The 23,425-nt window shown below is 45.8% G+C and carries 28 protein-coding genes and 3 pseudogenes; 20 read left to right on the top strand and 11 right to left on the bottom strand.

Annotated features, from left to right (window positions below):
- The 7 genes and pseudogenes from JCM11969_RS18025 to JCM11969_RS03235 form a co-directional block, all read left to right on the top strand.
- Positions 1–450 (top strand): annotated as a pseudogene (locus tag JCM11969_RS18025) (hypothetical protein); the annotation flags it as partial.
- A gap of 43 nt (positions 451–493) precedes the next feature.
- Positions 494–1,708, top strand: a complete 1,215-nt coding sequence (locus JCM11969_RS03210; protein ID WP_054708177.1) for a hypothetical protein — start codon at positions 494–496, stop codon at positions 1,706–1,708.
- Between the two features lie 9 nt (positions 1,709–1,717).
- Positions 1,718–2,920 (top strand): hypothetical protein, encoded by a 1,203-nt coding sequence (locus tag JCM11969_RS03215; protein ID WP_054708179.1) that lies wholly within the window; start codon positions 1,718–1,720, stop codon positions 2,918–2,920.
- Positions 2,910–4,199: a hypothetical protein gene (locus JCM11969_RS03220; protein WP_054708189.1), complete on the top strand. Its 1,290-nt coding sequence runs from the start codon at positions 2,910–2,912 to the stop codon at positions 4,197–4,199. The genes JCM11969_RS03215 and JCM11969_RS03220 overlap by 11 nt, the downstream gene beginning before the upstream one ends.
- A 203-nt stretch (positions 4,200–4,402) precedes the next feature.
- Positions 4,403–5,056, top strand: coding sequence for a hypothetical protein (locus tag JCM11969_RS03225; RefSeq protein ID WP_054708192.1), 654 nt, complete (start codon positions 4,403–4,405; stop codon positions 5,054–5,056).
- A gap of 184 nt (positions 5,057–5,240) precedes the next feature.
- A pseudogene (locus tag JCM11969_RS03230) lies at positions 5,241–5,960 on the top strand (SDR family oxidoreductase); the annotation flags it as partial.
- Between the two features lie 338 nt (positions 5,961–6,298).
- Positions 6,299–6,835, top strand: coding sequence for a TetR/AcrR family transcriptional regulator (locus JCM11969_RS03235; RefSeq protein ID WP_054708195.1), 537 nt, complete (start codon positions 6,299–6,301; stop codon positions 6,833–6,835).
- Positions 6,836–6,904: 69 nt separating this feature from the next.
- Here JCM11969_RS03235 and JCM11969_RS03240 read toward each other — a convergent pair whose 3' ends face one another.
- Complete coding sequence (locus tag JCM11969_RS03240; RefSeq protein ID WP_054708198.1) at positions 6,905–7,213, bottom strand: hypothetical protein; 309 nt, start codon at positions 7,211–7,213, stop codon at positions 6,905–6,907.
- A 237-nt stretch (positions 7,214–7,450) separates the two neighbouring features.
- Between JCM11969_RS03240 and JCM11969_RS03245 the strand changes: the two genes are divergently transcribed.
- From JCM11969_RS03245 to pepI, 4 genes and pseudogenes are all read left to right on the top strand, one after another.
- Positions 7,451–7,771: a PadR family transcriptional regulator gene (locus JCM11969_RS03245; RefSeq protein WP_054708201.1), complete on the top strand. Its 321-nt coding sequence runs from the start codon at positions 7,451–7,453 to the stop codon at positions 7,769–7,771.
- Positions 7,764–8,396, top strand: a complete 633-nt coding sequence (locus JCM11969_RS03250; protein ID WP_054708204.1) for a DUF1700 domain-containing protein — start codon at positions 7,764–7,766, stop codon at positions 8,394–8,396. Before JCM11969_RS03245 ends, JCM11969_RS03250 begins: the two co-directional genes overlap by 8 nt.
- A complete protein-coding gene (locus JCM11969_RS03255; protein WP_054708205.1) occupies positions 8,393–9,352 on the top strand; it encodes a DUF4097 family beta strand repeat-containing protein in 960 nt (319 codons plus the stop codon). The genes JCM11969_RS03250 and JCM11969_RS03255 overlap by 4 nt, the downstream gene beginning before the upstream one ends.
- A 416-nt stretch (positions 9,353–9,768) precedes the next feature.
- Positions 9,769–10,646, top strand: a pseudogene (gene pepI, locus JCM11969_RS03260) (proline iminopeptidase).
- Positions 10,647–10,691: 45 nt separating this feature from the next.
- Here the strand turns inward: pepI and JCM11969_RS03265 are convergent.
- Together JCM11969_RS03265 and JCM11969_RS16945 are read right to left on the bottom strand one after the other, a co-directional pair.
- A complete protein-coding gene (locus JCM11969_RS03265; protein WP_054708208.1) occupies positions 10,692–11,117 on the bottom strand; it encodes a TetR/AcrR family transcriptional regulator C-terminal ligand-binding domain-containing protein in 426 nt (141 codons plus the stop codon).
- Positions 11,117–11,293, bottom strand: a complete 177-nt coding sequence (locus JCM11969_RS16945; RefSeq protein WP_162231446.1) for a TetR/AcrR family transcriptional regulator — start codon at positions 11,291–11,293, stop codon at positions 11,117–11,119. The genes JCM11969_RS03265 and JCM11969_RS16945 overlap by 1 nt, the downstream gene beginning before the upstream one ends.
- Before the next feature lie 95 nt (positions 11,294–11,388).
- On the opposite strand from JCM11969_RS16945, the gene JCM11969_RS03270 reads away from it, so the two are divergent.
- Together JCM11969_RS03270 and JCM11969_RS03275 are read left to right on the top strand one after the other, a co-directional pair.
- A complete protein-coding gene (locus JCM11969_RS03270) occupies positions 11,389–12,852 on the top strand; it encodes an MDR family MFS transporter (RefSeq protein WP_082409151.1) in 1,464 nt (487 codons plus the stop codon).
- Between the two features lie 53 nt (positions 12,853–12,905).
- Positions 12,906–13,865 carry an alpha/beta hydrolase gene (locus JCM11969_RS03275; protein WP_156319239.1) on the top strand — a complete coding sequence of 320 codons (960 nt, stop codon included), beginning with the start codon at positions 12,906–12,908 and terminating at the stop codon, positions 13,863–13,865.
- Between the two features lie 379 nt (positions 13,866–14,244).
- Here the strand turns inward: JCM11969_RS03275 and JCM11969_RS18575 are convergent, their stop codons facing one another.
- On the bottom strand, positions 14,245–14,592 hold the full coding sequence (locus JCM11969_RS18575) for a hypothetical protein (protein WP_225353105.1): 348 nt from the start codon (positions 14,590–14,592) through the stop codon (positions 14,245–14,247).
- The gene (locus JCM11969_RS18580) at positions 14,589–15,053 is read right to left on the bottom strand and encodes an SDR family NAD(P)-dependent oxidoreductase (protein ID WP_225353106.1); all 465 of its coding nucleotides are present in this window, start codon (positions 15,051–15,053) and stop codon (positions 14,589–14,591) included. Before JCM11969_RS18580 ends, JCM11969_RS18575 begins: the two co-directional genes overlap by 4 nt.
- Before the next feature lie 147 nt (positions 15,054–15,200).
- Between JCM11969_RS18580 and JCM11969_RS03285 the strand changes: the two genes are divergently transcribed.
- The 3 genes from JCM11969_RS03285 (at position 15,201) to JCM11969_RS03295 (ending at position 16,733) form a co-directional block, all read left to right on the top strand.
- Positions 15,201–15,779 carry a TetR/AcrR family transcriptional regulator gene (locus tag JCM11969_RS03285; RefSeq protein ID WP_082409152.1) on the top strand — a complete coding sequence of 193 codons (579 nt, stop codon included), beginning with the start codon at positions 15,201–15,203 and terminating at the stop codon, positions 15,777–15,779.
- A 71-nt stretch (positions 15,780–15,850) separates the two neighbouring features.
- A complete protein-coding gene (locus JCM11969_RS03290) occupies positions 15,851–16,462 on the top strand; it encodes a TMEM175 family protein (RefSeq protein WP_225353107.1) in 612 nt (203 codons plus the stop codon).
- Between the two features lie 76 nt (positions 16,463–16,538).
- Entirely contained in the window at positions 16,539–16,733 is a 195-nt protein-coding gene (locus tag JCM11969_RS03295) for a hypothetical protein (protein ID WP_054708212.1), read from the top strand.
- Positions 16,734–16,788: 55 nt separating this feature from the next.
- On the opposite strand, the gene JCM11969_RS03300 is transcribed toward JCM11969_RS03295, so the two are convergent.
- Together JCM11969_RS03300 and JCM11969_RS17535 are read right to left on the bottom strand one after the other, a co-directional pair.
- Positions 16,789–17,181, bottom strand: coding sequence for a tautomerase family protein (locus JCM11969_RS03300; protein WP_054708215.1), 393 nt, complete (start codon positions 17,179–17,181; stop codon positions 16,789–16,791).
- A 107-nt stretch (positions 17,182–17,288) separates the two neighbouring features.
- Positions 17,289–17,447: a hypothetical protein gene (locus tag JCM11969_RS17535; RefSeq protein WP_156319240.1), complete on the bottom strand. Its 159-nt coding sequence runs from the start codon at positions 17,445–17,447 to the stop codon at positions 17,289–17,291.
- Positions 17,448–17,637: 190 nt separating this feature from the next.
- Between JCM11969_RS17535 and JCM11969_RS03305 the strand changes: the two genes are divergently transcribed.
- Positions 17,638–18,813 (top strand): DNA/RNA non-specific endonuclease, encoded by a 1,176-nt coding sequence (locus tag JCM11969_RS03305; protein WP_054708421.1) that lies wholly within the window; start codon positions 17,638–17,640, stop codon positions 18,811–18,813.
- Positions 18,814–18,871: 58 nt separating this feature from the next.
- Here JCM11969_RS03305 and JCM11969_RS03310 read toward each other — a convergent pair whose 3' ends face one another.
- Positions 18,872–19,471 (bottom strand): TetR/AcrR family transcriptional regulator, encoded by a 600-nt coding sequence (locus tag JCM11969_RS03310; protein ID WP_054708218.1) that lies wholly within the window; start codon positions 19,469–19,471, stop codon positions 18,872–18,874.
- A gap of 162 nt (positions 19,472–19,633) precedes the next feature.
- On the opposite strand from JCM11969_RS03310, the gene JCM11969_RS03315 reads away from it, so the two are divergent.
- On the top strand, positions 19,634–20,374 hold the full coding sequence (locus JCM11969_RS03315) for a DUF3658 domain-containing protein (protein WP_054708221.1): 741 nt from the start codon (positions 19,634–19,636) through the stop codon (positions 20,372–20,374).
- 37 nt (positions 20,375–20,411) lie between these two features.
- Here the strand turns inward: JCM11969_RS03315 and JCM11969_RS03320 are convergent, their stop codons facing one another.
- A complete protein-coding gene (locus tag JCM11969_RS03320; RefSeq protein ID WP_054708224.1) occupies positions 20,412–21,743 on the bottom strand; it encodes an FAD-dependent oxidoreductase in 1,332 nt (443 codons plus the stop codon).
- A 102-nt stretch (positions 21,744–21,845) separates the two neighbouring features.
- On the opposite strand from JCM11969_RS03320, the gene JCM11969_RS03325 reads away from it, so the two are divergent.
- Complete coding sequence (locus JCM11969_RS03325; protein WP_054708227.1) at positions 21,846–22,205, top strand: winged helix-turn-helix transcriptional regulator; 360 nt, start codon at positions 21,846–21,848, stop codon at positions 22,203–22,205.
- The gene (locus JCM11969_RS03330) at positions 22,206–22,613 is read left to right on the top strand and encodes a MerR family transcriptional regulator (RefSeq protein ID WP_054708230.1); all 408 of its coding nucleotides are present in this window, start codon (positions 22,206–22,208) and stop codon (positions 22,611–22,613) included.
- An 89-nt stretch (positions 22,614–22,702) separates the two neighbouring features.
- Here JCM11969_RS03330 and JCM11969_RS19610 read toward each other — a convergent pair whose 3' ends face one another.
- Complete coding sequence (locus tag JCM11969_RS19610; protein ID WP_263849993.1) at positions 22,703–22,966, bottom strand: SDR family NAD(P)-dependent oxidoreductase; 264 nt, start codon at positions 22,964–22,966, stop codon at positions 22,703–22,705.
- Positions 22,963–23,406 carry an SDR family NAD(P)-dependent oxidoreductase gene (locus JCM11969_RS19615; RefSeq protein ID WP_263849994.1) on the bottom strand — a complete coding sequence of 148 codons (444 nt, stop codon included), beginning with the start codon at positions 23,404–23,406 and terminating at the stop codon, positions 22,963–22,965. The genes JCM11969_RS19610 and JCM11969_RS19615 overlap by 4 nt, the downstream gene beginning before the upstream one ends.
- Between the last annotated feature and the right edge of the window lie 19 nt (positions 23,407–23,425).

Here is a 23,425-nt window from a genome sequence, read left to right on the forward strand (position 1 = left end):
AATATAGAAACTTATAAAATTTTAGTGCTCACAACTGATAAATTTATTCGAAGCTATACGCCTTTTTTTGAAGCGAATGCGGTTCCATTTCAATTTGCACAAGTTTTGAAGAACAGTTTGGTTGTTCTTGATGAATTTGATAGTACAAAAGAGCGTCTATTGGAAAAAAGTATTGACGATGCTCTAAAAGTTAAAGTTGATTTGCTGAATTTGTTTAAGGCAATATACCGAAATTTGCATAAGATAGCTGATTTACCATCAGAGCTTCAAGAGATTATGACAGAAGAGCAATCTGTGGAATTTAATCGCTTAGAAACCAGATCAGATACACTATTAAGTCGTTTTGGCTTGAATTATCTCTATAAAACGCTTGATAGAAATGAAACTGAAAACTTTTTGATTCATGCGCCTCAAAGAACATTAATTAGTAGCGGAAAAAAATTGGCATAGTCATTTTAATGAGCAGACAAACTCTGTTGACTTAGGTGTTGAGATGAAGGACGATTTGAAATTCCAGCCAATGTTGTATCAGGTTGTCAGCTTTATTAGACAGTTTACTAAGTTTGTTATTTACTGTGGGCGTAAATATCAAAACAAAAGGGCTCAAAACGCTGACTATCATCAAGATAGCATTAATTTACGAGAGGCTTGTTATTCTATCTATGATGCCTGGACGTTTGAACCTAATCAGATAAATGTTCTTTTAAGTTTAGGATTGGATGGTAAACCAAACCATCAACACAATAACAAAAAATCTATACCAAAATCTGAGCATAGATTTCAAGATTATGGCCTGAGTTTATTTAGTTTTACAAACGCTGAGCGTCATGACCTCCGTACTGACATTAATGCTTCATTTTTCGCGATAACTCCGGAACACTATCTTTTGGATATTTTGGATAAAGTTAATGTTTTAGGTTTATCCGCCACGGCAGATGTGCCTTCAGTTCTTGATAACTATGATTTAGGATATCTCCACGAAAAATTGGGAAAATCGTTTATGGACGGCAGACAGTATCTCACTGAGGCGACTCAAGCCGAATTTAATTATGATGCTCGATATACTGAAAATGGTATTGAAGTTGTCGCACAAGTTGTTAGTCGAGTTTTACACTTTAAAGAAATGCTCAAAAAGTTCATTTCAGATCAAGAGATAAAGCAACATGAAAGTTTGATTGAACAGCTAGAAAATGAGTTACAAAAAGTGGTGAACAAGATAAAAGTAGCAGATGACAGGGATACCTTTAAACAGCAAAATTATTTTAAAGAAAGATATTTTAATCTTTTTAGTAGTTTTATCGCGTTTTTAACTGACCAGAATTTAACGTCATTCCTTGGGTTACAAACATTATTACCGAAACATAATAATCCGACTATGTCATTTGAATTTGTGACGCAGACGTTTACGGCTCTGTGTGAAATATTGGCAATACCTGAGCCTAAGCGCCCTCAGTTGATGATAATTGCTAAGTTCAAGAAGCAGGATGCAATTTCTGAAGAAGTTGAATCTGCTTTGGAGTTGCCTAGCCAATCAGAAACGAGAGTATATTTACTCAGTGCCTACAAAGCACTCGGAATTGGTCAAAATCTGCAACATAGGCTAGGTGATTTTGAGAAAAACCGAGTCCGAAGTATTAGGATATCTGATTCAGATTTTAAGGATAGTCGAAATGAAACTGTAGATTTAGCGGGTATGTATTTGGGTTAAATTACTAATGTGTTAAGTAATGGGGAGCATTTTGAACTTAATCACGATGGGATTAAACTGCTGACTGAACTTGAGTATTTAATTGACGATAATGAACTCGAGTATTCTGAAATGCAAAACCAGTTCCATTTTTTGGAAGATCAGACTCGTCATTACCGTAAGCCTAAAAACCTGCGAAGTGTTGCTGCAAGTCATCTAGGTATGATTATTCAGGCTCTTGGCCGAATGAACCGAACGTTTAACAAAATGCCGAAAATAACTATTCTTGTTGCTAGTCAAATTGTGAAAAATTTAAATACGGTGGGCATGAATGCCGACTTGTTAAGTCCTGAGGTTAAAAAAGTATTGGCGTGTGGTAAAAACACTGAAGACCAAAAACAGTATGAAGATACGCATAATTTAGCACAAAAACAGAGTTTAACAGCATATACGCTTCGTGATTTACATCGATTACTTGGTGGCCTTCAGTCAATAAAAACTGTCAGTGCGGAATACCAAAATTTGCGGGAATATTTTTTACAGTACCCGACTATTGATGGAAAAAAGTTGGCAAAACAACAGAATATTACCTCGGCAGGATGCCTGCAATATTTACCAAATGCTTCTCGAGTAACGCACTACAGCACTTTATGCAAGAACGAAAAAACGGGATACTTCACTTTTCCAGGAAATATTGATGTTTCAGCTTCATCCTCGGGGCTTGAAACCATGTTAAAATTTCCAGGATTAAAACAGGAATTCAATCGGTTGGGTTATGCAACCTCTTGGCAACAAGAGGACTATATTCTAAATCCTGTGCAGTTTATCAATATGTATTTGGGAGTTTTAGGAGAGGCTGCTGGTAAATACATCTTCGAAAAAGTTTGGGATGAAAAGTTAATGACTTTTCAACAAATCGAAAATAACGAGCTCTTCGATTTTAAGACTAACCATCACGTTGCGATTGATTTTAAAAATTGGCGTGAACCACATATGGCGTCGTTAGACAAAGAACGGCGTCACATTATAGATAAACTTGACCATTTAAGGGAAAACACTAACGAAGAATGGCGGGTAGCTGTGATTAATATTATTTCTACCAAGGATGTTAAGCCGGTTGAAACACATGATCATAAAATTTTAGAAGTTTCGGCTTTGATAGGTAACGATGGTCAACTTGTTCTTAGTGATGCTGAAAAAATTGAAGTTGGGAGATTCCTAATTGAAAACTAAAAAAACGATTTTAACAAATATAGTCGATTATACCTTTGATAAGATAGCATTTGATATGGATTTCCGGCTGATTAGAGTTCAATTACAGGACAATTCAGAGCAAAGTCAATTTCAACAAATAGTTCAGCGTATAGATGTAATTGCTATGACGAATCTAAGCAGCAGTATGTGCTATCTTTTAATGGTGCGGAGAGGGACGTCTGTTACTGAATTGGAGAAATCCAATCTTGTTTTCGAAATTATCAGACTTGGTAATCTTCCGGATAATGTTTACGAAAATCAAGTTTTTCAATTACTTTTAAATCAGGAATCTGCATTAGAAAATTTACAGCCTGAAAAAAATAAAAGTCCTCATCTACTGATTAGTCTGAACGATTGGGTGAACAAACCTAAAAGGACAAATGATTGGAAACAGCGATACGCACTTAGAGTTGGATTGAATTGGGAAAGTGATCTCGATTTAAAAGTGCAAACTTATACGCATTTTCCCAAGAGTAAGGAAACAGACGAGTTATTTTATTGGAATTCTGAGAGGAGAAATCTACAAAAATCATTCATGCACAAGGAGTCCGTGCTTTTTCGATATAAAAATGGTACCGGACGAAATAGTACAGTTGCATTTTTGAATTTGGAGCAGATTGAAAAATTTGAAGTATCTGAAGTCGGTGTGGCTTGGATATTGTTAACAAACGTTAGTAAGCATTTTGGTAAATATTTTGAACAATTGCCTAAATATTTAGGTAGTGAAGTTTTGCAGTTTGATAAACAGAAGTTGGATAATAAGGCAGCCATTTGGCGACAATTTAAAGGCGAAATCATCAACATTTATTATGATTCCAATGAACCACTGACGAAAGTTTTAGCTTTGGAAATTAGTCATGCGTTACAAGATAGCGGAATATTAAATGATTATGGTATCCAAATTAAGTTGTCAGATAAATCAAGTTCTGGATTTAACATTCAAATTATTCGCGATGCACGAGATACTGGCAATATTAGTGACACCTATGAAGTTGGCGATAGTCAAAGATATATTCAACACGCAACTATTGAAAATTTTGGTGGCTTTGATAAGCGAACGAATGCATTGAATTGGCAATTAGATCAAACTGGGAAAGTAGATGCAGCTAATGACGATACCCTTGTTAAGTTGGCACAAGAACTCATCATTAAACGAGATTTGGCGAATCGTGATGCCTCAATAATTTCCCTGCCATTAGTCAAAAAACATGTGATTATAAATTTTACAGAATTGAGTGGATACAGCAATCCCCATTAATAGTTGTCGTCATTCAATTTACAATTGACGCATTTAGACATATTAAGCTTACCAAACGAGTCGTTAACTTTGATGAATTTGATGCAGATGATGAGTTTAGTCAACTGGCCTTTAAGGTTAAGAACAGTCTAAATTCTACACAAGATAAGCGGTTTCTTTGGCAGCAAATTGATTGTATTATCAGTCGTGGTGATGATCTTATAATGATTCAACAAACGCCTCGTCGTACAATGCCAAATGGAGAGTTGTTGTCTCAAAAGCTGGGTCTTAGTGACCCATATCAGCCTCTTTTGCAAGCAGAGGTTATTGAAGCTTTGAAGACATTATTTGATTCTCATGCTGGGCAAAAACTATATCAGGGAACGGTTCAGAATCTAATCCAAATTATATCTTCGATGGATGATAGTAATCCTGATCTGGGTGACATCAAAAAAGTCATAAAGAAAAAAGAAATTACATTTAAAAATAAAATTTTGCAAACAATTGATAACGATCTAGAGGAAACTGCCGGTTTTGCCTTTAGCAGCTCAGTTAGGCAAAAAACAAATTCAGCAATGTTGGAAGGATTGCAGGGAATTGGACTAACCAAAATTGCGAATGACTTTTATTATTATGTTGGTTCCGACAAAGCATTGAAACTATCCGTTAATCGTGCTGTTATGCTCAGAAAACTAGTTGTCCTTGATGGTGATGATTCGGCAGTTGAGAAAGAATTTCCAGATTTTTCTAAAATGATGAGTGTTGAGTTTGTTAGAAATGGTCAATATACGGTGTTGCCATATCCAGTTAAATATTTGAGAGAATTTTGGAACTATGAACAACGTATTCATCCAATTGATCCCGCTAAATTTGAGTGATGAGTCTAGTTGATTATTAGATCTTTTGATTCTGAGTAAAAAAGATACAAACACTGAGTGACTTGTATCCTATCCTCACAATCCCCGTGCAATCCCCACCCAACGTGCTATTCTAGTTTCTCGTAAACAAAAACTAACCGCACACATTGGAGGATTGACGATGACAGCATAATTAGAGAATAAAGTCGCATTAATTTCAGGATCCACAACCGGGATCGGTTTAGGAATCGCACAGTGTTTTGTTGATGAAGGGGCCAAGGTGATCATCACCGGCCACCGGTTGCATGATGAAACCAAAATGTTTTTGGCCGACCACGCAGACAGTGCTGAATTTCAGCCACTTGAGGTTACGGATGAGACTAACTGGTCGAAATTAACCACCGATATCGTTTCAAAATATGGTCACTTAGATATTCTTGTGAATAACGCTGGCGTCTTCCCCCAGCCAGTGCCGATCGATGAAGAAACGCTTGAGGACTGGAATCACGTCATGGACATTAATTTGACCGGGACGTTTCTCGGCATCAAGCATGGCATGAAAGCCATGCGCAAGGGCGAGGGCGGGTCAATTATCAACATATCGTCAGTCGAAGGCATCGTTGCTGAACCAACTGCCGCAGCGTACAACGCCAGCAAGGGTGGCTCACGATTGCTGACAAAATCAGCAGCACTAGATTCAGCCGCAAACAACTATGGCATCCGGGTTAATTCAGTCCACCCAGGATTTGTGAAAACAGATATGATTCCAGACGAGGTGGAACAAGCAACCAGCAAGTTGACACCGCTGGGCCACATTGGCAAGCCGGAAGATATTGGCAACATTTGTGTTTATTTAGCATCCGATAAGTCAAAATTTGTCGCCGGTGCTGAGTTTGTGGTGGATGGGGGATTTAGTGCAAGGTAGAGAGTGTGGAGCAAGGCGTTTTGAGGGCGGAGCGTAAGTAACTCTGGTCAGAAAAGTCCGGGTCTGACTTTTTTGACCAGAGTTGCTTACGCAGTAGCCCTCAGCCTTGCGGAACACGTTTAGGCAATCTAACCGAGAACCACGTCGCCAAACTATCTTTGAACAAAAAATGCACAACCAACCCACCAGTGTCAATTAATACCCGAATACTCTGAATCCCTAAGCCCCCAACAAGCCAGCAAAAAAAAGCAATCCAGGCTCACCCCCAGCTCGCTTTTAAATTCCCAAAATAAGCCTATACTATCCCTAAAGCCTAAAGTTCGAAAGGGGATAGTCAAATGGACAAGCGCCTCATCAAAACAAGAGAACGTCTCTGGCAGGCACTCTTCAAACTGATGAAAACGAAGTCGATCGCCGATATCACAGTGACCGAATTGTGTGACATCGCGGGCATTACACGGCGCACCTTTTACCGCTCGTTTAACAACGTGATGGCGGTTTTCGACAGTTACAGCGACACCCTTTCAGACCGCAGCAAAGAGGCGTTATCAGCGCATTTTACGGATGTGGACCACCTTTTAGCAGCGGTGGATGAGACAGTTGTCGCTAACTATGAGGGGCTGAAACTCATTTATACGGATCCGCGCCACGGGCAGTTGCGCGCGAATTTTGTTGACGATTTTTACCAGAGTTTGGTTCGCATCGTGCTGCCAGATCCGACGAACGTGCACAATCAATTGGTGATGAAGTATGTTGCGAGTGGCGTGATGGGCATGTTTAGTGAATGGTTCAAAAGTTTCACAGACGTGTCCTACGGTGATTTTGCCAAAATGGCGAAGCCGTTGATCCATAATAGTTTAACGATGCTTGAATAGCTGCCACAATTTGAATTGGCATCAAAAACCACTATCTGTTAGTTGCAGATAGTGGCTTTTTTAATTTGGTTACCCAATAAAGCCATGCCCGCGCAAAGCCTCACGGGAGAAATCGTCCGCGGCTTGGTACCCGTGATCGAGTTGGTCGTTGATGTAGATCTTGTTATAGAAAAACGAAAAAATAATGCCAATGATGCCGGCGCCAAATCCAAATGTGGGTAGGCCGAACACGGCTTCAACGATCAACAGAATAAAAAACCACTTCCAGTCACCGCGAAACAGTGGCGGTAGGCAGCCAAAGAAAAAGACGGTCCAGGAAAACCCAATTTTTGCTGATTTGACCTGATGAGTTTCCGGATTTGATAGATTGATATGCACGGATGTCGCTCCTTTTTAACTCGTGATAATAGCGTGTTACCTCACCCATTATGCCATAGCCCGGTTTCAAACGATATGATTATAGAAAAATAAGGTCGGTTAACGCCGATATGATACGGTTATGGGCAACATCTGTTGCACGTACTAAACAAAGGCGCTTGACACAACCCCCTGACCTCAGGTAAGATGTTCATGAAATCATATTATACGAAGTATAATATTGTGGGAGGTGATAACGTGGCAATTCAAGTCAGTTCAGAATTGTTGGATGGCTGTGTGCTGGCCATTTTGTCGGAACAAAATTATTACGGTTATGCGCTGACGCAGCGGGTCCAGGAGTCCATTAAGGTATCGGAATCTACCATGTACCCGGTGTTGCGCCGGTTGAAGAAAAACGGGTGGTTGACCACCTATGATGAACCGTATCAGGGACGTAACCGGCGTTATTACGAGATTACATCGGAGGGCAAATTGCATTTAGCAACGATCCGTAACGAATGGCGGACGTTTAAAAATGGCATCGAATCTATGTTAGGGGATGAAACAGAAAATGGATAAATACTTGAAGGCGTTCAGCAGCTACCTCAACCAGCTCAACGATGCAGAACGTGACGAAGTGATGAACTTTTATTCAGAATACTTACAGGATGGCGGGTTCACGAATTACGATGATATCGTGGCTGAATTAGGGACGCCCAAACAGTTGGCACGTAAGGTGCTGGCGGACTATTCGATTCGCATCTTAGATGATCCGGACACAGGGAGTACCCGGACGAAGACGCAACAATCAAAAACGCAGGTGCGGACGATCTGGCTCATTGGGTTAGCGTTGTTGTCAACACCAGTAACGATTCCAATGGCAATCGCTGCAGTTGCTGTCATGGCGGCTGTGATGATTGCGGCGGCTGGGGTGTTGTTTGCCATTATCATGGCGATTATTGGAATTCTTATCGGCGGTTTAACGGGATTTGTTGTCGGTTTTGGTGTGTTGGCGACCTCATTTAGTACTGGACTGACGTACATTGGCGGCGGTCTTGCCATTATCGGAATCTTCATGATGCTGATTCCGGTTATTGTTTGGATCGTTCGGGGGATCATTCGCGGGACATTGGGGTTCAGTCGCTGGTTATACAGCAAACTTTCGCGGAAGAATAAAGCTGAGGAAAGGCGGGATCACAAATGAAAAAGACAGCAATTATTGGGGGCATCATCGCGCTCATCGGTGTGATCCTGTTTGCGGTCGGACTGGGACAGGGTGGTCTGAAATCTATTTATTGGGACAATGGCTTTAGGGTCAACCACAGCGAAACCAAAACGGTTAAGTTTAAAAAAATCAACCAAATTGACGTGACAGCCTCGACTTCCGGTCCGATTATCATCAAGCAGGGCAATACACCGGAAGTGAAGGTGCATTCGACAAAAGCGAGTCCAGTAAAGGCTTCGGTTGCCGGAAATAAACTGACGATTTCAGCGAACCGCAAATCAGGGTTCCTGGTTCATGGGTTTAGTTTTGAATACACTTCTGATTCAAGCGGCTATGGTAACGCCAGCGTAACGGTGACGGTGCCTAAAGGGATGAAGCTTGATACGCTCTCAACTGACGGAGATTCAAGCATCATCGTCAAAAATGTATCCGTTAAAACGATTCAAAATGATGGCGATAACGATATTGACCTCTCGCATATGCGGTTAGCGGATACCCTGAACATTCAGGGGTCTACTTCTGGTGATAGCGACGTGACGCTTAACGATGTCGCCGCTAAGGGTCTTAAACTGGACGCAACCGACGATGTGACCATTGCCAATAGTCGCTTTAACGCGCAAGACAGCCAGATTCAAACGGATGATGGCGACATTACGTTGCACAATAATGAATGGCGTAGCTTGACCGCCAGCAGCAGTGACGGAGATATTAGCTTTAATCAACAGAAGTTGGGTCAGACGCTGAAGGCCAGCACCACTGATGGCGATATTAACGGCGTCGTTGCACCGGATAAGGGTGTGGGCATTCAGACGCACGTTTCAGATGGCGATTCGACGATCTTTGGTCATAGTGGGCGTAGTTATGGGTCCGCTAAGGCAACGCAGACATATGTGCTGTCTTCTACTGATGGTGATATCACGGTGAATATAAATTAAATCGGCACGCTAACCTTGGGGATCTGAGCTGGGCTGGCGTGTTTTTTTGTTTTGGGGTGATGAGTCAAATGTGCCCATATGTCACATTGTGTCAGCGTTTGGTCCTACAAGGTTGAGGCGGGGTCTGCAATGCTGAAAGGCTCCACTACGCTACGATAACAGTAATCGTCAGCATAAATGGTAGGGCCTTCATAAGGGGGCATGGACTCTGTTATTTAATCGGTACGGACAACTGGCACATCATTAAGAAGCATTGCTGTCAATGGCCTTACTGGCAGTCGCGAGCCACCACACGGAGTGCCAAATTGCGGAATGCAACGGACGAGTACCCATTATTAGAAGTCCCCTTGGTTTGCCGTCAATGAAAGCGTACAATCGAAATTGATACCATTGACTATGTAAAGGAGATCGATCATATGAAAATTGAAGAAGGGTACATGCCGTTTCGCGGGTTTAAGACCTACTACCGCATTGTCGGTGAAGCGAACGGAAAGGCGCCATTATTACTGATTCACGGTGGCCCCGGCTCATCACATAACTATTTTGAACTGTTGGACGACTATGCCGAAACTGGTGACTGCCAGCTGATCATGTACGACCAAGTTGGCTGCGGGAAATCCTCCTTGCCAGAAGATGAGTCCGTCTACGTCAAAGAGACCTGGGCAGAAGAACTGATTGCCTTGCGCAAGTATCTGAAATTAGACGAAGTACATATGCTCGGCCAGTCCTGGGGTGGGATGCTGGAAATGCTGTACCTGACCCAGTATGATCAGACCGGCGTCAAGAGCGTCATGATCGATGGGTCGCCAGCCTCAATTAAGTTGTGGACGCAAGAACAACATCGTTTGATTTCATATTTGAGCTATGAAGATCGTGAAGCGATTGCGGAAGCTGAACGGACAGGGAATTTCTCTGGGCCGAAGTATCTCGCTGCTAATGACCGTTATATGGAACGTTATTGCTGGGACGACCCGGATGAGAATTCGCCGGAACCGTTGCGTCGTGAAACAAACGGGAAACGTGCGAGTCTGATCGCTGAAGGCCCAATGAATTTACCGAAAACGGGACGATCAGCGACTACGATGTGACTGATGATCTGCATAAGATTCACGTGCCGGTTCTGGTTACCAATGGGACGGATGACCTGTGCACACCGTTGATCGCCAAGTCGGTTTACGACCATATTCCGGGTGCCAAGTGGCACTTGTTTGCAAATAGCCGGCATTTAGCGCTGCTGGATCAGCATGATGAATTCATTGCTGTTTTGGATAAGTGGTTAAAGGAGAACGACTAATTTAAAAAGGACCGTTAAGCTCATTTTTGAGTTTAACGGTCCTTTTTAGTGCGCACTATTTAAATAACTCGGCAATAATATTTGGTCAACGAACTGGCTAACGGCGTCATCCGAAAGCGCGCCCTTAGTCAAAATCTCAGAAGCAACCAGAATCAATGGCAGGCTGATCAACGATGGCCCAATATGCGCTAAATCAACTTCGCCGCGATCAGCTGCGTGGTCGAGCACCTGGTGCATGATCTTCGCAAAACGGTTATCTTCAGATTCCTCACCCAGAGACGCGGTCACTTTATCCAACGTAATGTCGTGCAACCGGTCGAGTAAAACACCCTCTAGCATCCCTGTGGTCAGCGTTTTGAGCGCCATTTGAAAGTAGTCAAACAGGCCAAACAGGTCATCACGCAGATTACCAGTGTCTGGAAGCTCGAATTTAATTTCCGGCCCGTACTTGCTGAACGCACTGATGACCATCACGCTTTGGTGGGCCAATGCCGATACAGGGTATTCTTATTGGTGCCCGCTAACGTTGCGATGTCTGAAATGGTGAGATCCTCATAACCAACTTTATTTAATTGTGTCCAAACCGTTGATAGAACAGCCTCTTCTAAGGCTTTCCCACGGCGACGGGTGCTCTTTTTTTCTGCCATTTTAAATAAACCCCTTGCATTTTTAAGGTACCGTGGTACCATAAATATCATATTAAAGGTACTACAGTATCTTAACACAGATTCGAGGGAAAAACATGACAGAAAAAAAGGAACGCAGTTTTACAAGTATTGCAACGATTTTAGTGCTTGGTGCCATCGCGCCAATGCTGGATAGTACGGTGATGAACGTTGGTATCAACACGATCATGACCGCCCTGCACAGTTCAGTGAACACGATTCAGTGGGTGACCACGGCGTACGTGTTAGCGCTGGGAATCATGGTGTTATTTACAGGGTGGGCCGCTGACCGGTTCAGCGGTAAATCGCTCTATGTTGCAGGGTTGAGTGTTTTCTTAGTGGGGTCAATTGTGTCTGGCGTTGCCGGCAGTGTTGACGTGCTACTGGCTGGCCGGATCATTCAGGGGGCTGGTGCCGGTCTGATTATCCCATTGTTATCGACGCTGCTGGTGCGCGCCACTGGTGGTAAGAATCTTGGCAGCACCATGGCAATGGTTGGTCTGCCGGTGGTGTTTGCCCCGATTCTTGGGCCGACGATCGGCGGGTTCATCATTGACCAGCTCAACTGGCACTGGATCTTTTACATTAACATTCCTATCGTAATTGCGGCGCTGATCTTGATCTGGGTCATGATGCCGACGTTTCCCGCAACGCAGAAAACGAAGCGGTTTGACTGGTTCAGCTTCATTGACCTTGGTGCCATGTTTAGCTTGCTGATCGTTGCTATCATCAACTTCAGTGAACACACCAACATTACCCACGCCAGTGTCATTTGGCCAATAGTTGCCGCAATTGTCCTGCTGATTGCCTACGTCATTTACGCCTGGAAACGGCCGAAGAATGCACTCGTTAGCTTGTCGTTATTTAAATCCAAGAATTTTTCCGGTTCAGTTGTCATCTTGTTGATGTCAGGGATCACCGTCAACGGCGCGCTGTTCCTGTTGCCGCTATACCTGCAAAATGTCCGCGGGCTCAGTGTCGTTTGGTCCGGGATTTACCTAATTGCGCAGGGGGTCGGCATGCTGCTGACCCGGACACAGGTCGGCAAACTCACTGACCAGTTTGGTGCGCGTTGGGTCGTCATCATTTCAGTTGCCATCACAATTGCCAGCACGCTGCCGTTTGTTTGGTTTGGTGCTTCGACCAGCAAGTATCTGGTCATGGCGATGCTATTCTTCCGCGGTATCGGCCAAGGTGGGCTGACCATTCCGGTGATGTCGGACTCCTTTGTTGGTCTGCCAAGTGACATGATTTCGCAGGCCACTACCGCTACCCGGATGATCCAAAATGTGGGCAGCGCGCTCGGGACTGCCGTGTTAGCAACCGTCATTTCAAAGCAAATGACCGGTGTCCTGCCAACGGTTGCCCACATGAGCAACGCCTACCACATGGCCTTCATCTGGTCGGTTGCGTTTACCGCCGTGGCAATCATCCCAGCTTGGTTCCTATCCCACCACGCAAAGGTGAGTGCAACTAAGGATGTTAAGTCTCAGGAAAACACCGATGATACCCATGTGATTGAAAAACCGAAAACGATATAATAATGGCAACTTATTAAACCTATTCGCAAAGATGGGTAAAGGGAGTCGTCATTATGCCACACATTTCAAAACAAGATATTCATCCAGATCTGCGGGCAACCGCTAGTCTGGTCAAACACGTGATCCACTTTCGTAAGCCAAGTCAGTTTGCCCATGCCAATTGGGTCATGACTCACTTTACCAAGGGGCATTTTCCAAAGGATCTGGATATTACCGAAGCCTGGGCCGTCCGCGGTAACGGGACGAAATTACGGCTGCTAGTTGCACGCCCAAAGGACCAATTGCCAAACGCAACGGGTGTTCTCTGGCTGCATGGTGGCGGATATGCCACTGAGGTGCCGGAGGAGGACTTTGGGTACGTGCGCCACATTCAGGAGGTCGCCAACGCGGTGGTGGTCTTGCCAGACTACCGTTTATCAACGGAAGCGCCATATCCAGCTGCCCTGGATGACGCTTACTTGGCGCTGAAATGGTTGCACGATAATGCCACTGATTTGGGCGTGAATACAAACCAACTCTTCGTTGCCGGCGAGAGTGCGGGCGGTGGCCTGACTGCAGCCTTGTCGCTGTACGCGCGGGATAAGGGCGCCATCAAGATTGCGTTTCAAATGCCGCTGTATCCAATGTTGGATGATCGGCCAACCGAAACGTCAGCGGATAACGATGCGCCGGTTTGGAATATGGAAGCAAACCGGGTAGCCTGGCAGATGTATTTGGGTGAACTGTCTGGGACGGATGACGTGCCGCCATACGCTGCTCCAGCGAGGGCAACCACTTACGATAAGATGCCGCCGACCTATACCTTTATTGGGACGATCGAACCGTTCTATGCTGAAACGATGGCGTACATTAAGCATCTGCAGGATGCGGGTGTGAACGCCCATGTCGATGTGTACGAAGGTGCCTTCCGCGGGTTTGATTTAATTGCGGCGAAGAAGCCGATCAGTAAGCGGGCGACGGAAGGTTGGCAGGCTGCGTTTAAGGATGCGAGCGAGCGGTATTTTACGGAGTAGAGTAGAGTGTGAAGCAAGGCGGTTTAGGGGCGGTGTGTAACGGACTCTGGCCGAAAAGTCCGGTCCTGACTTTTTGGCCAGAGTCCGTTACACGTTAGCCCCGTGCCTTGCTGAACACGTTTCGGCACTGTTGCCAAGAAAGCCGTAAACAGGCATCACCCAGTAGCCAAAGTGAATAATTTCCGTGCCTGACTTTTAGATCCAGAGACCGTTACACGTTAGCCCCGTGCCTTGCTGAACACGTTTCGGCATGGTTTCCAAGAAAGCCATTAGTCTGCACTACCAAGTGATTTAAGTTAAAAAATGAATGCTCACAGAATCAGACAAGCAGAAAAAACGCGCATTATCGCCTAATAGTCAGGCAATAATGCGCGTTTTACTACACCTTCAACATCCGTTCCGCAACCTTATCCAACACCTTATAGGGCATCAACCGAGCTCCTTTCATGGCAATCTTATCCTGGCGGGTCACCTGATAACGTATCTTTGGCTTATCAGCAGTAGCGGCCTTAGCAATCACACTCGCCACCTGTGCCACAGTCTGCGTTGCCTGCGTGATCATGCTGGCCTGTTTCTCAGCAGCCTTCCGATAGGGTGAGGTCTTTGGCGTGACCTTTAGCATCTGTTCATTCGTTACGTTTGCCCAGTTGGTTTTTGTAATGCCAGGTTCCACAATAACGACATCAATGCCAAACGGTTTGAGCTCAAGTCGTAGCACATCACTCATTGTTTCCAGCGCGTGTTTTTAGATGTAGTACCAACCGCTAATGCTGAGTAGCTTTGGCCAGCGAGGGAGGAGATGTTAATGATCCGGCCGCTGTGCTGGGTGCGCATAATGGGAGTGACTTGTTGAATTAGGTCAACGATGCCGAACAAATTGACGTCAAGTTGCCGCCGCGCTTCATCCAGCGGCACTTCTTCCAACGCCCCAAAAGATCCGTACCCAGCGGCGTTGACTAAAACGTCGACCCGGCCGTAAGTTGACTTAATAAATTGCACAAAGTCCTGAACGCTGTCGTGGTCGGTCACATCGAGCGGATGAAAAACGACCCCGGCTTTTACTAATTCGTCAGCGTTCTTGAGATGCCGGGCTCCGCCGACAACGGTGTAGCCCTGAGCCGCAAAATCGAGGGCGGTTTGGTAGCCAATTCCGGATGAAGCACCAGTGACCACTGCAATTTTTTTCATGATTAACACTCCTCTTAAACGATAATTCTATCGCTAATAATAAATGACGATAGTATAAACGATAGGACTATCGCTTGTCAATGGAATGGCGTATACTAAGTAAGATGATTTCATCAGCCAAACAACTAGTGCTGGTGGGGAGGTGCGATGATGAAACTAAAAAGTGAAGCGCTGCGGAAAAAAATTATCGCTACGGCAACGACATTAATGATTGAAGACGGCATCGAAGGGACGTCAACGGTCAAAGTTGCGAAACAATTGGAGATGGCACAATCGAATGTGTATTCCTACTATAAAAGTCGTGAGGACTTGTTATTAGCTGTTTTTACCTACCATCAACAGCTAATGGTGGCCAGTCTCATGCCTTTACTGGATGAAAGCGCGGCACCGATTCAACAATTTGAGACTCTGTTTTCAGGCCTGATCCAGTTTGCGAAGGTCCACTATGATTCGATCCGCATCATTATGCTATTTCGTAATCAGCCGAACTGGCGACAAAAACTGCCAACCATCAATGACGATGCCTTCTTTATCAGAGCATTTAAGTTATTACGAGATTATCAAGCGGCAAAAATCGTAAAACCCGTGCCGGTCGACTTTTTAGTCGAGGGTGCGTTTTCTATCGTGGTGAACTATGTAACGGCATTGCATGCTGGTGAGTTAACGGAGGATAAGCTTACAGTGCAGGATGTCATTTCGTTGATTGAGGATCTGATGCTCGTTTAGTCAAAATTAGCGTCCAACTGTCTTCGCTTTACGCTGTTCGACCACCTGCCTATAATGATGGTATACCAGTAGTGGTTGTTCTTCAGAGGGGGGATTGGACGTCGAAAGAACGAATCATCGCCTTTACAGATGCGGTACTTGCGATTATTATGACGATTCTAGTGCTTGACCTTAAAAAGCCAAGTGCAATGACGTGGGCTGGATTATACGGACTGAGGGAGAGCTTTTTTGCCTACGCACTGTCCTTTTTTTGGGTTGGTTTGATGTGGTATTCTCACCACAATGCCTGGCAAAAAGTGAAGGTTATTGGTAATTCTACGGTTGTCTGGACACTGTTTATGCTGTTTTTCGCATCATTATTTCCTTACACAACGAGTTTAATGGCAACCCATTTCTATAATCCAACAGCACAGTCGCTGTATGGCATTGTTGTGATCTTAGTGTCGTTTTGTAACGTCGGAATATCCCATACTTTAAATACAGCTAACCGCCCTCTGCGCTTTGGGCTATTGTTCTATTTACCAAACTACTTGACAGTTCTTGACTTTGTCATCAAGTTTGTTGGGTTGGCGATTGCCGTGACAATCTATCCGCCAGCGATGGCGTATGCGGTTTTGATTAATATTGGCTTGTTGCTGATTCCTGTGAAAAATAATTTGGGGACGGTGACAAGGAATCATTGAGGTAGTGAAGTCAGATGTTGATATATAAGCATTGAATTGTTGTGATGAAAACTACCGAGGTTTATGAGGGCGACTAATGGTGATTATCGGGGATAAGCACGAACATAAACGACTATTAGCTAGGATGCGGGATTTAAATACTGATGTTGATCCGCAATCTGATCCATTTAACAGCGCCGCCAATCAGGCGGAACTTAAGCGTCGATTTGAAGAAATGAAGCGAAATGAAAACGAGATAGAACGTCATCGACTTATCGAAAATGACGATTAATCGACAAAAAAAGACTGACCCAGCGGCCAGTCTTTTTATTTGGCATAAATTCGCGTTACAGTTCCCCAGTAATAAATTGCGCCTTACCCGAAGTAAAGCTCCAATCTTCATCTTGATTCTCCACAAGGTTGATCATCAAATCGTGATCATCAAGTTCAAGCTTTTGCTGTAATTGATCGTGCAGCAAGCGGTAGAAGGTGATCTTTTCCTCCTGAGTCCGCGGGCGGGTTCGAATACTGAGCAGGATGCGTTTGTTTGTCCGAGTAAAGCCTAAGCCAGTGTCTTCCATGACCAGTTCTTCAGGTTCGTGATAGGAAACAATCTGGTAGCGGTCACCGGCTGGCGCATGGAATGCCTCACGGGTGACATCGTAGGCGGTGTCGAGGATGGTTTGGACCTGTTCTTTCGTCCAAGCGTGGCGCACGAGATGGAATTGTAAAAGTGGCATGTGATGGCCTTCTTTCATTGTGTTTGCCATTATTATAGTCGGTAAGCTGTTGCGAATTTTAAAAAATGCTTGTGATTTACGGGATATGTTTCACGTGAAACATCAACTCAATTCGTGAATAAATTTGTTAAATAGGCGACCAGCTGATTCAGATCATCAGTAGAAACGCTATCCCGGTCAGCCAATACTAGAATCACACCAAGCACCGCACTGCAAAAGGCGTCGATACAGAGGTCCGGCATGGGGGCGTTGACGATGGCGGTCAAAATGGGCCGTTTTCCTACACACTCTTGCTAAGTCAACCACCATATCATAAACTTATGGTAGCAGAAATTGTCTACATCGCCACTTACTGTGCTACGAACACGCGTTTCAAGAATTTAGGCCATTATCCGTAAGTGGTTGCCTAGATGTTTCGCAAATTTATTGAGGACGTTATGGAGGCAGATTATTTTGATGACCAAACAGCATCACCGATCCCTTGTCAAAACACTGACGGTGCTTGGTGCATTTTTACTGGTTGGGGGCGGTTTGACGGGGTGCGGCAGCAGTGCCGACAGCAAAACTTCCGAGCAAAACCAAGACCAGTCATCGTCAGTTGTGCACAAAAATAAGACTGCAGCGCACAACTCAAGTGCGTCACATTCGAGTTCGACCAATTCAAGTAGTGCTGCAACTCAGCAACGATCGACCACAACTGATGCATCGATCTTAAAGCGGCTTGTCAGCTATACCAATAAGGAGTCAGCGGGACCAACGCAGAACTATTACTGGGATAACGGCCGTGCGCACATCACCGGTTTTAGTGGTATGAAGGCTGGTAGCTACCATTTTTCAGCTGACAGTCAAGGACGTTCGGCAACGGCGAAAGCGGTGCTGACCTATTCTGAATATAAGGCTTCTCAAGGCTCACGCCAAGGGGATCCGTTAGAGCCGCCAGCATGGCCAAGTAGTAATCCAATCGTTGCCATTAACTTTAGTTTAACGGGTCGGACTTACCATGGATATCTGTACAACCGAAGCCATTCCATTGCGGATAGTTTGCTGGGCGCCAAGTCCTACACGTCAGCCTACAACTTCACGACGGGGACGCGACCGCAGAACGTTGGTGCTGACCAGGATGGCGGGATGCGTGCTGCTGAGGAAACTGCTGAAGGTTACTGGCAGGACCACCCGAACAGTTCACAAACGATTGATTACGAAACAACACCGCTATACCAGGGGAGTGAAACAATGCCCCGGGGGTCGATCGTTGATATCAAATCGTCCGATAACGTCATCAACAAAGAGTTTGTGGTGATCAACTCGGTTGAGGGCATCAAGGTCAACTACAACACGGGCAGTACCAATGCTAAGACAACTGGCACGACCAGCCACGGGTACGGGTATCATTCGAGCTATCGGTCATCAGCAGCTTCCAGTTCGTCAACGACCACAAGCCAAAGTACTGCTGGGGCAACGAAGTCCGGCAAGTGGACGGTGGCACCTGCTGGGAAAGTCTATGTTTCTGACAGCAAGAAGTACTACACGAAAGTGATCAACCCAGCTAATTACGATTGTGTGACTAAGTCGCAGGCTGCTGCGGAGGGTGCAACCCAAGCAATTCGGGGTAATCAGTACGCGCAACCGTAAAAAAAGAAACTAAAAAGGCCTAGAAATCATATAATTTCTCGGCCTTTTCTATTGCTTGTCAGACCCGCGGCAACATACTCTCGATCAAGTCAAATTGATGCGCGACTTGTTCCGACGTGACACCGCTTGTCAGTGCCAGCACGCTGAGCCCCTCGATGAGGAACATGATGTGCTCGGCAAGTGGTTCGAGGTCGGTATCTTGAAGCACGTGTTGCTGGACACCAAAGTCCAAAACGGTGGTAATGGTCTGCTTGATCATGGCAAACTGTTCGGCTTGGAAGGTTTGGTCTTCGGGCCGTTTGTGAGTGAAATAATACTCATAAACGGCACGCAACAGGCTGTCGTTGAGCCCGCTGAGCAGGCGGTCACGTTGCCCGTCAAAGTAATCTTGCAGGACCAGGTCAAAGTCGTTTTTTGAAACGATATCCTGCTGGAATTCCTCCAGGGAGTGGCTGTTACGTTTGTTGAGCACAGCGACAAAAACTTCATCCACGGAATGAAAATACAGGTAAATGCCGCCGCGACTGATGTTTGCTTCTTCGATGATGTCCTTCATGGTCACATCCAAAAAGCCTTTTTGCTGAAAAACGCGGCGACCGCTGGTGATGATCGTTTCGCGCTTTTGTTTTTTACGTTCGTCGTTGGTTAATGTGGCCATGAGGCACCTCCTTGTGCGCTATTAAGTCTAGTTTAGCACACTATTAGGCGCATTAAGGCCACCGTTCGGGATGATTGTTGGGAAAATAAAAAACAATGGTCCTATTGATTGCGTATATAGGGGTAGTTAGGAAACCCTATTTTTTAATTTGGAGGCAACACTATGATCGATCTCACATTTAACGATGACTTTGCTGACACCCTGCATCAGAAATTAAAAGTGCCGGTGATCAGCTTACAGCTTGATCTGCAAATTGGCAATCTCCATCGACTGCGCAGCCCGCTGGACCCGTTTTGGCAGTTGAAAGCAAAATACGAAACCAACGCAACTTCGGCACAATTGGTGGCAACAATTCACCAGCAGTTGGCACGATTACGGAAGACCACCGATGCCGGTGAGGCGTTACGGGTGTGGTGGAGCGACACGGCGGACGATGTTTTAGGCCTAATGTGGCTGTGCAATCGTTTGGCCGACACGCAGCTGCCCGTAGTCCAGGTCAAAGTCCCGCTGACGGAGCCCAACTATCAAAACCGCGATGTACTGATGCAGTTTGCAACGTTAGGCGAGATTGACCCGAGTATGTTGTCAGGCTATTTAGAAGGTGCGCTACCGCTATCGCACAGCATCCAGCAGACGTACAGTTACCGTTGGCGGGCATTAGCTAGCGATAACGCCCCATTGCGGGTTAATCTGAACGGTCATGTGGTAAGCGTACCGGAGACGTTTTACGATGGCGCTCTGCAGCAGGTGATGCTAAAGACACGGTTAACGCCAGTGTCGTTTGCAAAACGTCGCCGAATCGTTGGTGAAACGCTCAGCACTTATCCGATTGGCGTGCCAGGATGGTGGTATGCGTATCGATTGGATTTTTTGAATGACCATTCTAAAATAAAAAGGCACTAGCATGCAATTGCATTTCCAGTCCCTTAGTTAATATTATTTAGAAATTGAACAAGTCATTCAACGCTTCCGTCATCGTCGGGTGCGTATAGATCTGATCTCGCAACACTTCAGCCGGCAAGTGATTCTGCATGGCGACCGCAATCACGTTGATGGTCTCATAGGCTTCCTCAGCGTAAATGGTGACACCAAGGATTTGGTGCGTCTCTGGGTCAATCAGGGCCTTGTAGCTGCCACGAGGGTTACCGATCACTTGGGCCTTTGGAACGCCTGCAGTGGCCATTTTAAGCACTTGATAAGGTGTCCCTGCAGCCTTGAGCTGAACTTCCGTTTGACCGACACTGCTGATTGCCGGATTTAAGAAAATGGTGTTGGCGAAGATGGGTCGGTTGGTGCGCGTCCGGGTCTTATCGCCGAAGAGTTGGTTGGCCATAATGCGCCAGTCATCCAGAGAGACGTAAGTAAACTGCGGACTGCCGGCGACATCGCCGAGGGCGTAAACGTTGGCAACACTGGTTTCCAGCGTGTCATTCACAGCGATTTCGCCGCGGCTACCCGTTTCGATATGCGTCCGTTCCAAATGCAGATCATCCGTGTTCGCACGCCGACCGGTTGCGACCAACAGCGCGTCCGCGTCAATGGTTTGGCTGCCAGTCTCAGTGGTCACGGTCAGGGAAAGACCCGTGGCGGTATCGGCGACTTTTGTTAACTGGGCGTTTAATAGGAACGACACACCATCTGTTTCCAAATCAGCCTTAGCTGCAGTCGCAATTTCCGGTTCGTACCGCTCCAAAATTGCCGGTGTTTGGCCAATGACTGTGACGTCACTGCCAAATTGCGCGTACATTGACGCAAATTCCAAGCCGATGGGGCCGCTGCCAAGAATCGCTAAGCGTTTCGTTTGCTGGGATTGGTCCAACAGTGTCTTGGAGGTGAACACCCGCTGACTGTCGTTTAGCCCTGCGATGTTTGGTAAGATCGGCGTTGACCCAGTATTGATGAAGATGCGGTCCGCCGTGAGCGTTTCAGTGCCAGAATCATCAGTGACTTGGAGGGTGTGGTCGTCCAAAAATTCAGCGTCCGCGTTTAATACGGTGGCGGTTTCCTGGTCAGTAACTTTATGATAGTTCTTGTTCCGCAACATTGAAGTGAGCTTATTTTTAGCCGCAAAGGCGTCTGCGTAGTCCTCACCGTTATGCGAGTTGATGATCATGTTCTTTGTGGGGAGGCACGCCACGTTAATGCAGGTGCCACCGTACATCATGGCATCCTTTTCAATGACTAAAACGTCCTGTCCGTGTTGGACTAAGGTGCCAGCAAGTGTTTTGCCAGCCTTACCAAAGCCGATAATGATGTTTGTAAAGTGCCGCATGTAAACCGCCATCCTTTCAGTTTGTAAATCTCGTTGTCTATAGTATAGTGGGGATAAATTAACGATGCAATTAGGTACTTTTTGGTAACCAGGAGGGATACGATGGCAGCGACATACATGGCGGATGGTGATCTGTTCACCTGTCCGGTGGAAGCAACAACGAGTTTGATCGGTAAAAAATGGGTGCCGACGATCATGATGACGTTGGCGGACCAGCCGTACCGGTTTGAAGCCCTGCACAGTACCATGGCGGCGAGCAAGAAAGTGCTGAAACAACAACTTGATGTGTTGATTGCAAACGGCCTTGTGCATAATGACAAGCAACAGCGCGATAATCAGGTCATTTCCAGCTATTCATTGACGGCACAGGGGACAGCGCTGATGCCGGTCATTTTTGCAATGAAGGAATGGGGTACACAGCATTTGGTGTGCGATGCTTCTGGCAGTCGGAGCGAGGTTTAATTGAGTTTTGAGGTGATCGGTGACGTGACAAGTATTAAGAATGCAGCGGCTGAGGCGGGTGTGACGCCTAACGCACTGCGCTACTACGAAAAAGTCGGGCTTCTGACCATAGCCCGCGATAAGAACGGTATCCGCCAGTACTCAGGCCACGATCTGGACCGGGTGCGCATCATCTGCATTTTACGGCGGATGAATATGCCAATCAAAGATATCCGCGTGAGTCTGGACATTGGCGATGATCCAACCGTATCGGAACAGGAACGGTTTAAACAACAATTGGCCGATCTAGCCGATAGCCTGGATCAAAAAATGGTCGAGATCCAACAAGAAAAACAACTGGTACTGCGGAAAATGCGGGCCGTTGATGCGCATATTAACCGAACAAAGACCGATGAATCAGCTGTTTAGGCTGACACATCGGTCTTTTTAAATGACTAACGACTTGTTACCAAGCTACCGTGCCATCCGTATTCGTAAACGTTGCGTTACTGTCATCATCAGCTGGTGGCTAATTCAACGGTCCGGGCAACGCCTTCGTCAACCGGTTTAGCGCCCATTTTTGCGACCTGTTTAGGATCAGCACCGCCAAATTCAGTGGCAACCATCCCTGGATCAATGGCGTTAACGGTAATTGGCAACCCGTCACGCGTCATTTCCTTGGCCAGTTGCACGGTGTACATATTAACAGCGGCTTTCGCAGACTGATAGCCAACGGCGACAGCCCGAAAAACACTGGCTTGTGGGTTCAGGGCGTTAGTCATGGACCCATCATGCTGGAAACATTGATGATCTTGGCCTTGGGTGCCTTTTTCAATAGGGGCAAAAAGGCCTGGCACATGTAAACGACGCCAAAGTAATTCAGGTCGAAATCCTGACGCATTTGGTCGGTGTTGACGACGGAAGGTTGTTGACGCCCGTCGAACACGGCACCGGCATTGTTGATTAAGATATCCAAACTGCCATAGTCGGTTGCAATACGGTCTGCAGCTGCTTGAACGGATTGTTTATCGGTAACATCGAGCGGAATCAGGGTGGCGTCGATACCAGATTGTTTGAGCTGTTCGACAGCCTGGGTCCCTTTTTCAGCGTTTCGGGCACCGAGTAGAATACGTTGCCCCTTTGCGCCGAGTTCTTTAGCAATTTCAAAGCCCATTCCCCGATTGGCACCGGTGATGAGTGTGAGTGGTTGTGCAGTTGTCATGGTGATGACCTCTTTTTTA

It is taken from the genome of Secundilactobacillus paracollinoides DSM 15502 = JCM 11969 (assembly GCF_001311135.1).
Classification (GTDB): Bacteria; Bacillota; Bacilli; order Lactobacillales; family Lactobacillaceae; genus Secundilactobacillus; species Secundilactobacillus paracollinoides.